The 13,905-nt window shown below is 66.7% G+C and carries 11 protein-coding genes and 2 pseudogenes; 5 read left to right on the top strand and 8 right to left on the bottom strand.

Annotation, left to right across the window (positions count from 1 at the left end; all coding sequences use genetic code 11):
* Positions 1 to 37: 37 nt before the first annotated feature.
* Both OG430_RS47315 and OG430_RS47310 read left to right on the top strand, forming a co-directional pair.
* Complete coding sequence (locus OG430_RS47315; protein WP_327350290.1) at positions 38 to 1,153, top strand: TniQ family protein; 1,116 nt, start codon at positions 38 to 40, stop codon at positions 1,151 to 1,153.
* A 197-nt stretch (positions 1,154 to 1,350) separates the two neighbouring features.
* Positions 1,351 to 2,484: an endonuclease domain-containing protein gene (locus OG430_RS47310; protein WP_327350291.1), complete on the top strand. Its 1,134-nt coding sequence runs from the start codon at positions 1,351 to 1,353 to the stop codon at positions 2,482 to 2,484.
* 60 nt (positions 2,485 to 2,544) lie between these two features.
* Here OG430_RS47310 and OG430_RS47305 read toward each other — a convergent pair whose 3' ends face one another.
* The 5 genes from OG430_RS47305 to OG430_RS47285 all read right to left on the bottom strand — a co-directional run bounded on the left by OG430_RS47305 (position 2,545) and on the right by OG430_RS47285 (position 8,641).
* Positions 2,545 to 4,497, bottom strand: a complete 1,953-nt coding sequence (locus tag OG430_RS47305) for a DUF3732 domain-containing protein (RefSeq protein ID WP_327350292.1) — start codon at positions 4,495 to 4,497, stop codon at positions 2,545 to 2,547.
* A 32-nt stretch (positions 4,498 to 4,529) separates the two neighbouring features.
* Positions 4,530 to 5,006: a three component ABC system middle component gene (locus tag OG430_RS47300; RefSeq protein WP_327350293.1), complete on the bottom strand. Its 477-nt coding sequence runs from the start codon at positions 5,004 to 5,006 to the stop codon at positions 4,530 to 4,532.
* Between the two features lie 2 nt (positions 5,007 to 5,008).
* The gene (locus OG430_RS47295) at positions 5,009 to 6,211 is read right to left on the bottom strand and encodes an ABC-three component system protein (RefSeq protein WP_327350294.1); all 1,203 of its coding nucleotides are present in this window, start codon (positions 6,209 to 6,211) and stop codon (positions 5,009 to 5,011) included.
* Positions 6,212 to 6,544: 333 nt separating this feature from the next.
* Entirely contained in the window at positions 6,545 to 7,873 is a 1,329-nt protein-coding gene (locus tag OG430_RS47290; protein ID WP_327350295.1) for a pentapeptide repeat-containing protein, read from the bottom strand.
* A 408-nt stretch (positions 7,874 to 8,281) separates the two neighbouring features.
* Positions 8,282 to 8,641, bottom strand: a complete 360-nt coding sequence (locus OG430_RS47285; RefSeq protein WP_327358925.1) for a hypothetical protein — start codon at positions 8,639 to 8,641, stop codon at positions 8,282 to 8,284.
* Between the two features lie 16 nt (positions 8,642 to 8,657).
* On the opposite strand from OG430_RS47285, the pseudogene OG430_RS47280 reads away from it, so the two are divergent.
* Positions 8,658 to 8,900, top strand: a pseudogene (locus OG430_RS47280) (hypothetical protein); the annotation flags it as partial.
* 247 nt (positions 8,901 to 9,147) lie between these two features.
* On the opposite strand, the gene OG430_RS47275 reads toward OG430_RS47280, so the two are convergent.
* The 3 genes and pseudogenes from OG430_RS47275 to OG430_RS47265 form a co-directional block, all read right to left on the bottom strand.
* Positions 9,148 to 9,663, bottom strand: coding sequence for a GNAT family N-acetyltransferase (locus tag OG430_RS47275; protein WP_327358924.1), 516 nt, complete (start codon positions 9,661 to 9,663; stop codon positions 9,148 to 9,150).
* A 452-nt stretch (positions 9,664 to 10,115) separates the two neighbouring features.
* A pseudogene (locus OG430_RS47270) lies at positions 10,116 to 10,472 on the bottom strand (transposase); the annotation flags it as partial.
* Between the two features lie 205 nt (positions 10,473 to 10,677).
* On the bottom strand, positions 10,678 to 11,346 hold the full coding sequence (locus tag OG430_RS47265) for a hypothetical protein (RefSeq protein WP_327358923.1): 669 nt from the start codon (positions 11,344 to 11,346) through the stop codon (positions 10,678 to 10,680).
* A 303-nt stretch (positions 11,347 to 11,649) separates the two neighbouring features.
* Here OG430_RS47265 and OG430_RS47260 point away from each other — a divergent pair, with 303 nt between their 5' ends.
* Entirely contained in the window at positions 11,650 to 12,348 is a 699-nt protein-coding gene (locus OG430_RS47260) for a peptidylprolyl isomerase (protein ID WP_327358922.1), read from the top strand.
* A 324-nt stretch (positions 12,349 to 12,672) separates the two neighbouring features.
* On the top strand, positions 12,673 to 13,173 hold the full coding sequence (locus OG430_RS47255) for a hypothetical protein (RefSeq protein WP_327358921.1): 501 nt from the start codon (positions 12,673 to 12,675) through the stop codon (positions 13,171 to 13,173).
* Positions 13,174 to 13,905: the final 732 nt, after the last annotated feature.

Genomic DNA, 13,905 nt, shown 5'->3' with positions numbered 1-13,905 from the left:
CATGGAATCCTCCCCCTCTGCATACACGCATGCCCCTGTGCTCCCCGTCGCCCGGGAACTGACCAGCTCCTGGCTACGGCGCCTCGCCCTCAGCTACGGCCTGCCACCCCAGGACCTGCTGCGCGCTGCCCTCAGCGGCCCGCACCCCGTCCGCATCTTCCGGGTCCCGAAGGCCGGGCTGGAGCTGTTCGTCAACTCCCTCGCGCAGACAGCTCTCGCCCGCTTCGCCGGGATAGCACCCACGCAACTCACCAGCCTGCTGCCGAGCCTGGAACCCGCTGAGGAACGGCTCGGCGACGACGTCCCGCGGGCAGCCTGGTACGCGCCCCGCCTCAGGTGGATCACCGCCTGCCCGCCCTGCACGGCCCTCGCCTGGATGCCCCGGCAACCGGTGCTGCTGTACCCCGCAGCGGCTGATCACATCTGTCTACGCCACCGGCGCTGGCTGCTCGCTCACTGCAGGAAGGCGGTCTTCATTCCCCTCCAGACGCTGCCCGAAGTGCTGGCCGCCCACCGCCGGCACACCGCCCTGGCGCGGACCCACCCGCAGGCCGAGGAGATCGTTGCCCTGGCCGCGGCGGTGGTGTGGTCCTGGCAGGTACAGGGGTGGACGGGCGAAGCCATCTGGCAGCACCGCACCCACCGGCTGGCCTCGCTCACCGGATGTACTGCATCTGCCGTCGCGGCGCATGCACTGCTGCCGTACCCGGAAACAATCGCGGTCGCCCGGCTGATCGGCGACGCTCGCTGGCAACAGCGGCTGCGCGCGAGAGCCACCACGGCAGGGCCTGCTGCTGCCACGGGACTTCTCCTGGAGGAACTCGGCCGCCGCATCAACAGACCCTGGCTGTCCGACTGGCTGACAGCTCACACCCGCACCCGTCGCCGACGCCCCGGCCAGGACCCTGCGATCAACGACCCCCTGCAGCAGTGGCTCAACTCCCTCACCCACACGGACAGCACGGACAGCAGCACGCTGTGGTCGGTGCCCGCCCCCGCGACGCGTCCCCTGGAGTACAGCGACCGCACCGGTTTCCTGCTCACCACCGGTCACCGCACAGCCGTCGAGGAAGCCAAAGCCACCTCTCTGGCCGGCGGATGGGAACCCGGCATACCGCTGCACATCGGCCCAGAGCCGCCACTGCGCCCGTGACCCTCCCGGCGCACGGCCCGCGTATCGCGCGCATGCCGTCTCCTGAGGGGTAGCCGCGGCAGCCTGCCGCGATCACACGTCCCTCCATCGCCCCGCCCCGCAACAGGCAAAGGAAGCACCATGACACTCGCTTTCACCACACATCGGCCGCAGGCCACCGCGCCCGCCCAGCTGGCTGCCTCGACCACCACCACGCCATGCTGATCACGCCGGGCGAAGCCTGCCGGCTCCTGAGCGAGGCCACCGAGGGATGCGATGTCCCCTGCGATCTCGGCAGGCCCTCTCGCTACGACTTCGCGGCCAGCCCGTACGTTCTCATCGGCGATGTCGTTGTGCCCGGACGCAAGCACAAGCAGCGCTGGTGGCTGGACGACCGGGACGTCCGCAAGGCGGGCGAGCGACTCGCTGGGCTCGAGCTCGATCCCGAGGACCTGGTCAATGTCTCTCAGATGCCTGACGGGGAAGGCCATGCCTGGCGATCACGCGTCAGCGACTGGGTCTTCCAGGCAACCTGGGCGCACAAGCAAAACAGCGGGCAGGAGCCCTCCGCCGGGATCACTGCAGACCGGCTTTCAGAGCGCTACAGCCGACGCACCATCGCCTGCACCAGGCCCCTGCCGCTGCTCACCTGGTCCGGAACTCAGTGGCTGGTCCCTCGCGGCTACGCCGTCCTGTTGGACCGCACGGATGTCCTCTCGGCCGAGGTGGCGCAGCAGACTCTGCTCTGCAGCGGTTGCGGTGCCAGGGACGAAGGGAAGCAGTGGCGGTCCTCCAGCGCGAAGGGGTTCATCACTCTGTGTCCGTCGTGCAGCACCACCGTCGCCAGGCCCTACAAGGGCCACCTGCAAGGCCGCTTATACGCGGCGGCCTTCGCGAAGCGCTCCCCGGCGGATGCGTTCTTGTGCTGGATGTGTTCCGATCCCCGGCGTGCCCTGTACTGGGATCACTGCCACGCGCATGGCTTTATCCGCGGCCCGTTGTGCGTACGGTGCAACAACGCCGAGGGCGGCCCGCGGTTCATCGAACAGCCCAGAGCGGTGGAGCACCTCCTGCAGTGCACCGGCTGCCACGGTGACCGTACCCTCCCGCCGCACCACCACGCCGACGTCGTCCGCAAGGTGGCAGCCTTCGAACCGCATGACTCCTGCGGGCAGGCACCCAGCAACACGTGGGGCTGCACGCAAGAAGACGGCTCGGTGGAGTTCCAACTCGTCTGCCATCGTCATAGTGACGGAGCAGACCACCGGTGGGTGCAGACCGTGCCCGCCGCGCAAGTCGCCTCCATCATCCGTGACTTCGTCGGGAAGGCCATCAACCCCAAACCCGCGTAACCACACCGGGCATGACGTGCCGTCCCTGCGCGGAACGCCAAATGGATCCGGCGCTAGCTGTCAGTCGAGCCAGCCGTTCGGGATCAGTGCCTTGCGATGCCCCTCCTCCGGCCGCCAGTTCTCGACGATGGCGTCCTGGAACCAGGATTCCTCCGTGAGGTTGGCGTGGTCGCACACGATGATCTGCAGTGCGCCTTCGTTGAGGTCGGCCACGTCCCTGAGGAGTTCAAAGTAGGCCGTGACGGTGGCCCAGTCGGCGTCCTGGACGGTGGTGGCGTCCTTGACCTTCGCGGGGAAGAAGGCCTGGGTCGGCTGGTCGAACATGAGGAAGCCGGGGACGGGCCGGTTGTGGAGCCGGAAGTAGGTATGCAGGGCGAGGTGGGCGACCATGTGATAGCCGATCCAGTTCTTGGCGCTGCCGATGCGGTTGAGCGGGAGGCGTCCTTGGGGACGTCGCACGACGACGTTGAGCTGGCTCAGGCTGATGGCGACCTCGTCCGCCGATGCGGCCTGTCCGAGGTCCAGGCGCCTGGCCCAGATAGTCATGTTGGTGGCGATGTCGGCGAGGCGCCGTTCCGTCTCGGCGGTGACGTCGTCCTCGTCGATCATTGCCTGGAGGGTGGTGACATTCTCCTGGGCAAGGATCAGGTTGTTGCGCAGTTCACCGATGTCACCGGCAGGTGATCCAGTGCCAGCGGTAAGCGCCTGGTCGATCCGTCCTTGGATCCGGGCGATGCGTACGTGCTGCTCCTGGAGGCCGCGCATGCGTTCGTCGCTGGCAGTGAGTTCTCTCAGCTGTACCCCGTTGACATGGAGGCGTTCGACGATAGCGGCCCGCTCGGTCTGCAGGGATCTGCGGTGCTCGTCGCGGATCGGCTGGATGGTCTGGGCCTGGTCGAGTTCTTCCACAAGCTGCTCGGTGAGTGTGGTGATCTCGGCAGCCGATGCGTCCGGATCTTCCAGCGGGCGCGTACACATCGGGCAGACGGCGGTGTCGTGGTCGTGTTCGGGACCCAGGAGGTTGATGGATTTGAGGCGGCCGAGCTGCAGGTGCAGCTCGCCGGTGAAGGCCTCGCCCTGCTTTTGCCAGCGATCCACCAGGGCCAGTGCCTCATCGAGCTGCTGCAATTGGCCCCGCAGTTCCCGCCGTTCGTCACTCAGGCCCTGACGCTGGTCCCTCAGGTCTACCGGGCCCACGGTCGACACAGTGATGGTCAGCGCCCGCTCCAATAGCCTGCGAATCTCTTCGGGGCCGGGGGCTGCCGGGACTTCCTCCAGGAGTCCTTCGCTCTGGGCGAGGCGGAGCAGGACGACGCCGCTCGCGTCCACCGCCTCGCGGTGGCGGTGGGCGTCATCGAGCTTGCGCTGAGCGGCGCGCTGGGCCCGCAGGGCTTCACTCAGGTGGTAGCGGCGCAGGGCCTGTTCGGGGCCGGCAGCTCCCAAGAAGTAGGGCAGGGTGTCCTTGAGGGTCTGGGCCATGCCGTTCTCGGTCTGGCGGTGGAAGAGAGCCTTCTTGTCGGCGATCTCGTTCTGGTTCTGGAAGCACAGCAGGGCCGCCTGCGCGACGGAGACGTCGAAGGCCGCGCGTGCGGCACCGGTGGGGGGCTGGAAACGGAAATCCTCGATGCCCAGGCGGGCGCTGACCTGGCTGCGCAGCGCGGCCACGTTCGAGTTCGGTACCAGCTCGTCGGCGCGGGGCAGGTCAAGGGTGTCGCCGCCGGTGCGGATCATGGCCTGGATGGTCGAGGAGCCCGCGGGCCGGGGCCTCGCGAGGAGCATACGACTGTCGCGGAAAGCGACCAGGAGTGCGTACCAGCCCACGGTCTGGTCGATGGGCTCGTCGGGCAGGTTGGGGGTAGTGCGTCCCAGGCAGTAGTCGACGATGTCGAGGATCTCGGACTTCCCGGTCTCGGACTCGCCGGTGAGGATGTTGAGCGCCCCGGGGCGAAACCGCACGACCCTCGGAATGGGCCTGCCGTCTCGGTGGTAGAGGGCCAGGGCGAGTAGCTGCATGGTGGTTCTGGGGCTCCTTTGTGGAGAGGTGGTCAGGGGCGGACGCCGAGAAGGTTGAAGGCAAGGGCGGGCTCGACGACGGCAAGCCAGCGGCCGATAAGGCCGGCGCGGCGGGCGCAGTCCGCGACTTCCTCGCTCGCTGCCGCCGAGGCGACCTTTGGCGTACGGGGGCAGCACAGCCCTGACTCTGTGACCTCAAGGGCGTGGTGGCGGACGGCGGTACGCAGGCTGGCTCGGGTGTATTCGGTCAGTGTGGCGGCCCGCTGCGCAAAGGCGGCCTGGTGCTGGGGGTGTTCGGTGAGCCAGGCGGCCATGGACTGGACAGCCTGGGCGGGCAGGTCCTTGCGGGTGTCGGCAGGCAGCACGAACGGCAGGACGAGGAAGGCGCTGGGCCAGGGCAGGGGGCGGTCGGCCTTCTTGGTGGCGGCGTGGACGCTGGTGGCCAAAAGGTAGGCGCCGAAGGCCGTGTTGAGCAGGGCCTGCGCTTCGGGGACGCGATGGTTGGTCATGGTCACTGGCCCTGCGACTCGTTGTGGCTTTGGCACAGGTCGGGGTAGTCGGGGTGCCAGCCGACGGACTCATCGTCACCGGCGTTCTGTGCCCGGCCTGCGAGGCTGTGCATGGTGCCGCGGCCGATCCAGCCTTCGGTGGTGCTGCCGGGCCGGGCGGGCATGTCGGCAGCCTTGTCCATGGTGTCGTCCAGGACACGCTTGCCGACGGTCTTGCGCTGCGCCGCGGGGGTATCGTCCTCGACGTCGTCGGTGTGCCGGGTGAAAACGTGATCCCACTCGTCCCACAGGCGCCGCTCGTAGTCCTCAAGCCCCTCTTCAGTGATCTTGAAGGTACGCAGCCATACGGAGCGCTGAGCGCGGGCGTAGTGGTAGTCCCGCAGGTGGGTGGCGACGGTGCGGTTCTTCAGACCGATCCACTGCATCTGGGCAACGACCAAATCGTCCCCGTACGCGGCGATCTCGGCATCAGTGAGACGGCGCAACGTCTCGGTGATGGGCAGGTTCTTTCCCGCAAATCGGTCGGTGATCTCCTCCATGCGGCACTGCAGCTCCTGGGCGGTGACCGAGACCCGCGCACGGTTCTTGTCCAACAACTCGACGGCCACGCCGTACCACCACCCCTTGATGTCCTCGAGGACGGCGCGGGCGTGCTGGCCAGGCCTGATCCCCAGTATCCGGGCCAGACTAGAGTCGAGGTCTGACATCAGCGGGGACGCGTCGTTGATCTCGATGGCGGCGACCAGCCGGTAGCGCTGAGCGGCCGTGAGCTCCATGAACTTCCTGCGGTCCACGGCCGTATTGCCGGGATCGTCAGCCCGGGCGACCCGTTCCATGCCGGCCAGGGCGTCGTCCACGGAGCGCTCGGGGCCGGCGCGAAGCTGGTACAGAAAGGTGTCGTCAGCCGCCAGCTGAGTGGTGACCAGCCGCAGCATCGGCATGCTCCCGGCGGACAGACGATCCAGTGCGCTCAGCGCGTCGATCCACGAGGCGACGGAACGCCAGAAGTCCTTGCCGGTCTCACTCAACCGCCCGGCTTTCTCACGGTGCTTGGACTGCAGAAGTTCGTGTGGATCATCCGTCTGTTCGCGCAGGAACTCGATGTCGTCGAGGACTTCCATACGGACTTCGACCGTGATGTCGTCCCAGCTGCGCCGGGCAAGTTCCAGCAGGGCCAGTTCGCACTGGTAGAGGTATCCGGTCATCTGGCCTGCCGCCGAATGCGACCCTGCTTGCGCCACGTTCCCCACTTGCGGTCGAGCCTGTACTGACGGACCGTTCCCCTGCCATGCCGGCATGACAGCCACGACGGCCTACGGTGTCGGCGGCTGTCGCCATCCCCACGAACCAGCCCACCGCTCCCCCATCGGCGTAACCTAACATCTCACAACCGACGCACAGCGCTCAGGTGATCACCCTTTGTCACCTGCGAGGACGTGCCGAACAGCACTGCAACAACCGCTGCTGCAGTCGGCTCGACGGCTCTTCAAGACATACCGGGCACAGCGTCCCGAGCCCCTGACATGGCCGTCGTGACGCTACCCATCGGCCCCTCCGTCGGGACCGTTCTTCGTCTCGGCGGCATCACATTCGGCGATCCGTCTCCGGACCTGCGGGTCATCGGCCAGTTTCTCAGGCAGGTTCGTGTCGCTGCTGATGTGCGCCTTGAGCAACTGGCGGATGCTCAGCCCCTGGACGTCACTGAGATCGGCCGCAGCAAGTCGGGCATCCGTAAGGTCCGCGTGCGCCAGGTTGGCCCTGCTCAGCACGGCCCCGGTGAGGTCTGCATCTGGGAGCTTCGCACCCACCAGGTCAGCATGCGCTAGATCCGCGCCCTCCAGCTTCGCCCCCTTCAAAACGGCATGCTCCAAACTCGCATACCGCAGAACCGCCTTGGTGAGGACGGCGCCTGTCAGATCGGCGCCGTGCAGAAATGCATGACTGAGGTCAACGTACGAAAGGTCCGCTCCCACCAGGAGCGCGTTCGACAGGACCACGTTCGTGAACTTCGTATCCGCGACATGCACCCCGGTCAAGTCAGCCCCCGGAGCGATCGCATAGGCCAAGTCGCCTTTCCAGATACTGGCCCCGGTCAGCGTCGCCGACCCCAATTGGGCGCCGGCCAGCCCTACTTCCTCGATGCGGGCACCCGTGAGGTCGACCCCCTGCAGGTTCACACCCTGCAGGCTCCCACCGCGAATCGTGGCACCTGCCAGGCGGGACCCCCGCAGGTCGACCACAAGATCGTCCTGCCGCACCGGCTGGCGTCCAAGAACGGTCAAGGCCGCAGTGACATCGGCAGCCAGGAGATCGCGCGGCGCTTCCGCCGAGCCCTCGTCCGCACCTTTACCCGTACCACCGCTCGAGCGGCTCCCCTCAGGCGGCGGGGTACGCACGAAGGCCGACAGGACCTCAACGACCATCCCGTGGTCTCTCTCGCTGTCGTTCATGATGCGTTCCAGGCTGTAGATGCCGCCGAGCCGTTCGTGGAGATTGCTGGACCCGAGCAGCTTGATCGCTTCGACGTACCGCTCGGTGACCTGCCCCTCGCGCGTCAGTTCCGCCTGCTCACGGTCCTTCTCCCGCACGTGGGCAAACTGCTCCTGGCCGTGCTCGTACAGCTTCTCGGCATGCCGGTGGTTGCGATGGGTGTAGTAGAGACCGAGCCCTGCGATCGCCCCAGCCCCAACAGCGACCAACATGGTCCGGAAACCGGTGATGACGACACCGTCGGCCGGCTGCAGACCCTTCTCCCGCAGGTGAGCACCGTCAATCCACCACGGCCCCCGCCACAGCAGAAGGACGTACCCAAGGGCTGCGACGACGCCCCCGACGACGAGAGCAAGGCGCCTGATCTTCGGCTTCATGCAACGCATGGTGGCCCAGCGCACAGCGCCACTCACGTGAACAGACCATTCCTGAGGTGAAACTGAGCTTCAGGACATGAACCTTGCCGTCACCAGCGATCCGCATCTCCTCTCGGACGTCTCGGCTGCACCGCCTGATGCTTGCCACCGAACAAGACCCACGTCTTGGGCTAGCAGAACCGAACCGCCATCAACGACAACTCGCGCACAAGGAATCAACAACAAGACACCGCCAGGACACCCCAGCGGTCGACCGCCCTCCCGACGGCCCAGTTGATCAGCACAGCTTGCGCTCGCCCTGAGCAACTTCAACTGCAGCCAGCAAAACAGCAGAACCAAGCCACCGGCTTCCCGCCCTACCCGCCACCATCAGAGGCTCATCAAGAGTGAGCACCGCACGTCACAGCATCACCAACTGCTCATGCTCCGCGACCCGCGACATTTGGCCGCGAGCAGCCGTTCCGGTTCGCCGGAGACGATGGCCATCACGTCGACGCCCTGCCGCTCGTCCCGGATCCCATACCAGATGTTGAGCCCGATCTCGCCGTCCTTTTCTACGTGATTGAGGGAGCGCAAGCCCGTCCCGTAGTGCTCTGTGGCGAAGTCGGAGACCAGGGGCGGCTGGACGGTCTCGGTGCTGTCGGCGCGTGCGAGCTTGCGCAGTGCTCCCTCGCGGTCCCCGTCCGCCATGTCGGTGGCCAACAGCAAGGGGAACGGCTCGTCAAAGGGAGTGGCGAAGTAGAGATACCGTTCCTTCCCCTGCGCCACCGGTGCGGTGTCCAGCGCCCGTCGGGACCGACGCCTGCGTCTGCCGCATGACGCGATCATCGAGCGGACAGCAGACGGTATCCCTTACCTGATGCCAGAGTTGGTGCTGCTGTTCAAAGCCAAGGCGAGGCGCCCCAAGGATCAGACAGACTTCGACGCGATGCTGCCACTGATGGATCGAGCGCGCCGAGGCCGTCTCAGCCAGTGGCTGGAGCACACACACCCCGGACATCCATGGCTGGCCGAGCTAGCGGAGTAGGCCAATCGTGCTTGTCACCCAGACCCTTGGAGGAACCGCACCCCACTTCGACGAGGGACATCGCTGGCAACCGACCATGCAATGCCCGTGCAGGCTCCGGGCCACCGGGCCGCTCGGGTACCGACGTATGCGCTGCCGTTCGGGCGCCGGGCCCTCAGCGCTGGTTTTGCGATCGAAGTTGCACCGCTAGGGCGTTTTCGTTTGGATCACCGCGCCAGGCCGGACTCGCTTTGGTGACACGTCGGCGTCACATGCTGCCGAAGGGGTGCGGATAGATGAACTCGCCTTGCACGGAAGGGTCGTAAGCGGTCAGGGTGCGGATCTGGAACAGGTGCTCCCAGGCCGGTTCCTCGCCAACGATGCCGAAGTCTGTGCCCGGCCGGAAGCCGAACCGGCCGAAGAAGTCGGGGTCGCCGAGGACGACGACCATCGGGGCGTCGAGGGCGTCCGCTGCAGCGAGCGAGGCGTGGACCAGGGCTGTTCCGAAGCCGCGGCGCCGATGGTCGGAGTGAACACCGAGCAGGCTGAGGTTCGGTACTCGCACGGTACCGACTCGGCCCCAGGTGCACAGAGCATGGCCGATGATCGAGCCGTTCTTCTCCTCGGCCACCATCGAGAGCGCCGGGATCCAGCTATCGCCCTTCTGTAATTCGTCCCGCAAAATCACCTCTACCGGTTCCGCCTCGTGCGGTTTGTAGGAGGAGGCGATGGTCACCGCACGGACGGCGGACAGGTCGGCGGGGGTCTCGCGTCTGATCAGCACCTGCGCAGTCTTTCCCGCCGGCCGATCAGGCGTGCATGCGGGTCCCATGGAGACGGCCCCATCTCGCGGACCAGAGGAAGATGCCCGCGATGTGGAGTCCGGCTAGGAGCTGTCTCCTGGACTGCAGAACGCGTAGCTCGGTGCAGGGTTCTTAGGTCTTCCTGGGATAGTTGCGTGGCAGTGGGATTGGCGAGAGGGGGCGTTTCGTGGCTTTGTGTACTCGGTGCAATGTCGGTGACGTATCGGCATTCCGATTGATCAAGAACAACCGCCGCCTGTGGGTCTGCGACGAATGTGACGCCGTGTGGCCTGGAGATGCCCTGCCCAAAGGGCCTGCGGAAGGAACGCTCTACCAGTACGTAGCCCCCTACGGGGGCCCTGGTACGCCCACGGACTGGGAGCAGATTGAGGCCGTCAGCGAGTAGCCATGCGTGACGCGATCGAGCCCGAAGTCACTGCTTCGAGCTGGAGTTCTCGACATTGCGCGGTCGAGTCCAGATCAGGATGGCGGCGAGGTGAAGAGGGACCTCGTAGGAGATGGCAAGCTTGTCCGTTCGCATGGCCAACCCGCGCCATTGCTTGAGGCGGTTGATACATCACTCGACAGTGTTGCGCTGCTTGTATGTCTCAGGATCAAAACTTGGTGGGCGGCCTCCCGCTCGTCCGCGCCGCAGGCGATGCTTGATCTGATCGGCGGGCTGCGGAATGACAGCACGGATCCCCCGGCGGCGCAGGTGTCCGCGGAGCGCGCGGGAGGAGTAGGCGCGATCCGCGAGGACCGCGCCCTGGATCTGGGGCCGCCCAGCACCACCGACCCGTCCCTGGCGACGCCGCTACCAGTACGTTCTTTGAGGAACGCAGCACTAGACCGACTTGCCCTCGAGCCAGCGCCTGAGGACCTTCGACTGATCGCCCGTGACTTCTAGCAGCCGAATCAGAACACCGTCCCTCAAGCCGTACAGCCCGACGTCCACTTCAGCTTCCGCGACACGGTGGAAGGCGTCCCGGTTGCCGCTACTTCAGGCCGAAGAAGTCCGTCAGCCAAGCAGCCACCAGCGCCACCGGGATGCTCACCGACGCTGTCACCAGCGCGATGCGGATCTGCTGCTTGCGCTCGCGCGCCGCATCGTAGGCCTCGCTGCGGCGTAGGGGCTCCACCACCACCTTGCCACCCCGGCTGCGCCGGCCGGGAGCTTTCACTCTGATCCCGATGGCCAGCAAGAACAGGCCGGCCACCGCGGCTGCGCCGTACTGCCACTGCACCAGCTGCTCGATTCCCACCACGGCGAGAGCACACAGCAAGGCAAAGAGCGGCATGGCCCCCGAACTGTCGGCGCCCGTGTGGGGCTTGAGCAGCATCTCCACCCGGGCCGCCAGCTCCCATGCCCCGGCACGGCCGTCCGTCGTGTAGATGACCGAGGTCCGCCCCAACTGGACGACAATGTCGGGGCTTTGGGACAGGAGTCGGACGTCCCGCAGCTCGGCCGCGGTGGCGCCCCGTAGGTCGTCGGAGGTGTCGGCCAGCGCGCTGCCGGCATGCAGGGACACCGCGTCGCAGCTCTCGCCCAGGAGCCGGTGAACGTCCTCGACGTCGTCCAGGAACAGCCGCATGTCGGGCAGGACGATGCGGAATTCGCGGGGGATCTCCTCACCCGCCGGAGGAACCCTGCGCAGCGCACACATAGGCAGAGGCTAGCGATCCGCCCAACTTGGCTACCAGGGTTCGATCGAAGCTGTGCGGGCGGCCGGGTGGCGGGACGGAGAGCTACGTCGGTCATCGGGTGCCCGGGGGCACATCGCCCCTCCCGCTCTACCCCAACCTCCTCCACGCAACCAGGTGTGACTGTGGGCGAGTTGGGAGCCAACGGGTGCGGGAGTGCCGGCCGGTTCCCGGTGGCGGTTCCCGGCTCTAGACTGCGACGGCTCCGGCACTCGTCGATCAACGAGAGGGCGTGCAGGATGAAGAGGGCATTGGGAACCGCGTTGGTGACGACGGCGATACTGGCATCGACAGGCGGCATAGCCACTGCGGCCGCCCCGCCGTCGTCGGCGGTCACGCACGGCCCCTGCCAGTACACCAAGACTCCGGACGAGCCTGCGGCACGACCCGTGCCCCTGCCGCCCGACCCGCGGCACACCCCCAGCCGTGGCACGGTTGATGTCGCCGTCCCGACCAGCCAAGGTCCGCTCCCCCTGCGCCTGGACCGCGCCAAGGCGCCGTGCACCGTGCAGAGCTTCCTACATCTGGCCCGGCACCAGTTCTACGACCGCACCGTGTGCCACCGGCTGACGGCGTATCCCACGCTGAAGGTCCTGCAGTGTGGCGACCCGACCGGTACGGGCGAAGGCGGGCCGGGTTACAAGTACAAGGACGAGCTGCCGGTGGACCTGCCCCCGGCGCCGACCGACCCGACCGGCGCCCGCCGCGTCTATGCGCGCGGCCTGCTGGCCATGGCCAACGCAGGCCCGAACACCAACGGTTCGCAGTTCTTCGTCGTGTACGGCGACTCCGCACTGCGGCCGAACTACACCGTGTTCGGCACGGTCGGCGCCACCGGCCTGGATACTCTCGACACGATCGCCGCCGGCGGCATCCAGCCCACTCCCGAGGACCCGGCGCCGGTCGACGGCACGCCCACGCTGCACACGGAACTGCTCCGCGTCCGGCCAGTCCACTCGTCCTGATCGAGGCGGTGGACACCGTCAGCGGACGAAGCGGTAGGGGCCCGCGGGGCGGGCGTGGTCGATCGTCGCAGCCGTCGTGTCGTCGGCCTGCCGTCCTGCGTCCTCGGTATCGCAGGCGGGCTGGCGATCAGGTTCATCGTTTAGTGGCGCTGCTAGTGGTGCAGCTTGCGGGCAGGGTTCATCGGGGTGGTTTCCACTCTCACGGTGTGCCTAAAGCGTCTGATGTCAGGGTGCATGGACCAAACGGTGGCAGGGTGATCCGGCCTTCATCGGGCGGGAGTTGGCCGCGTACCGTGAGCCCCCACCCAGGGGGAGGCACTACTCATGACCCGCAGAAAGCGGCCCACAGTGGCCAGCGCCGCGGTTGCCGCCGTCGCGGCTCTCGCCGTCGGCATCGTCGTGCAGTCGATATTCGCCGAGCAGGACCCCCAGAAGGACGCCTATCAGGCCGGGCAGGCCTGGCTGAGGCGGGCGCTCGCCGACACGGAGAGCGTGTACGGCCCGGCCACCATCGACACCGGCCTGCCCCCGCAGAACCCGACGCAGCCCGGTGACGAGCCGAGGATCTACGCCAACGCCCTGGTAGCCGTAACCGAATCCGCCACGCCGCACACCCCATACCTGGACCAGGCCGCCGCCACCGGAGCCGTCTCCCTCCACTTCGACGAGAAGCCGAAGTTGGGGGCGAAGCTGAAGATAACCGTCGCCTTCGAATGCGACCGGCCCCGCCTGGCCGCGAAAGCCTCCTCCCACATCGAGGCCGCCTACACCCGGGACTGGGAAAGCGGCTGCCAAGACACCCAGGACCAGCTCGCCGACCGTTAGAGGCCGTAACGCGATCTCGTAGAGATATGACTGTCGGCATGACTGAGCGATCTGCTTGGCAGCTGAGTTTCTATCGGACATCGACTGTCTGGTCGTCGTGGTCGGTGGACTCGGCGACCTTGCGCCAGGTGTGCAGTTCGGCAACCTGGCTCTCCAGCCAGGCCTGGGTGAAGGTGTAGGTGTAGGGGAATGCTCACTGCGGTCGATGCGCAGCGGCGATACCGCTCGGCACCTTCAGGCAGTGCATACGGCGCCGCCATCGGCCTATCGCCGATCCCAAGAACCAGAGACAGCCGAGGATGGACGTGATGAAACGGGACCGCCGCAGGTACCGTCTCCTCGATTGCGATGGTGTTCCGCGGTCCCCACACTGTCGTCGAACTGCACGACACAGCCATGAAACTCCCTTTGGTCTGCTCGACGTTCGAGTCACCGTCAAGCGTGGGAGGAAAGCCTCACAAGGGCGCCAGACATACGCGATGGCTCAACTACCGAGTCAACAAAAACTGACGGATAGCGTCGGTGACCTCAGTGTTCTCCGCACTCGCCCGGTAAAGAAGGCGCACTCAACCGCGCTTAACGTGTACATGGATCTACGAGGTGCGCTCGTTCCGACAAAGTGTGCGGCGGCGTAGATCATGACCCGGACCATGGATACGCGCACCCCGCCCGAAACCCAGGTCATGCCCCCGATGGTCCGTCCACCCTCCGCCCCGAAGGACGGTCAGTGCA

This window comes from Streptomyces sp. NBC_01304 (assembly GCF_035975855.1).
Lineage (GTDB): Bacteria > Actinomycetota > Actinomycetes > Streptomycetales > Streptomycetaceae > Streptomyces.
The sequence above is the reverse complement of the archived record's forward strand: the minus strand, read 5'-3'. Positions and strand labels throughout refer to the sequence as shown.

Excerpts from the sequence above, each read along its gene's own strand:
- OG430_RS47310 (WP_327350291.1), top strand. The coding sequence starts at position 1,351 with ATGCTGATCACGCCGGGCGAAGCCTGCCGGCTCCTGAGCGAGGCCACC.
- OG430_RS47305 (WP_327350292.1), bottom strand. The coding sequence starts at position 4,497 with ATGCAGCTACTCGCCCTGGCCCTCTACCACCGAGACGGCAGGCCCATT.
- OG430_RS47300 (WP_327350293.1), bottom strand. The coding sequence starts at position 5,006 with ATGACCAACCATCGCGTCCCCGAAGCGCAGGCCCTGCTCAACACGGCC.
- OG430_RS47295 (WP_327350294.1), bottom strand. The coding sequence starts at position 6,211 with ATGACCGGATACCTCTACCAGTGCGAACTGGCCCTGCTGGAACTTGCC.
- OG430_RS47290 (WP_327350295.1), bottom strand. The coding sequence starts at position 7,873 with ATGAAGCCGAAGATCAGGCGCCTTGCTCTCGTCGTCGGGGGCGTCGTC.
- OG430_RS47265 (WP_327358923.1), bottom strand. The coding sequence starts at position 11,346 with ATGTGTGCGCTGCGCAGGGTTCCTCCGGCGGGTGAGGAGATCCCCCGC.
- OG430_RS47255 (WP_327358921.1), top strand. The coding sequence starts at position 12,673 with ATGACCCGCAGAAAGCGGCCCACAGTGGCCAGCGCCGCGGTTGCCGCC.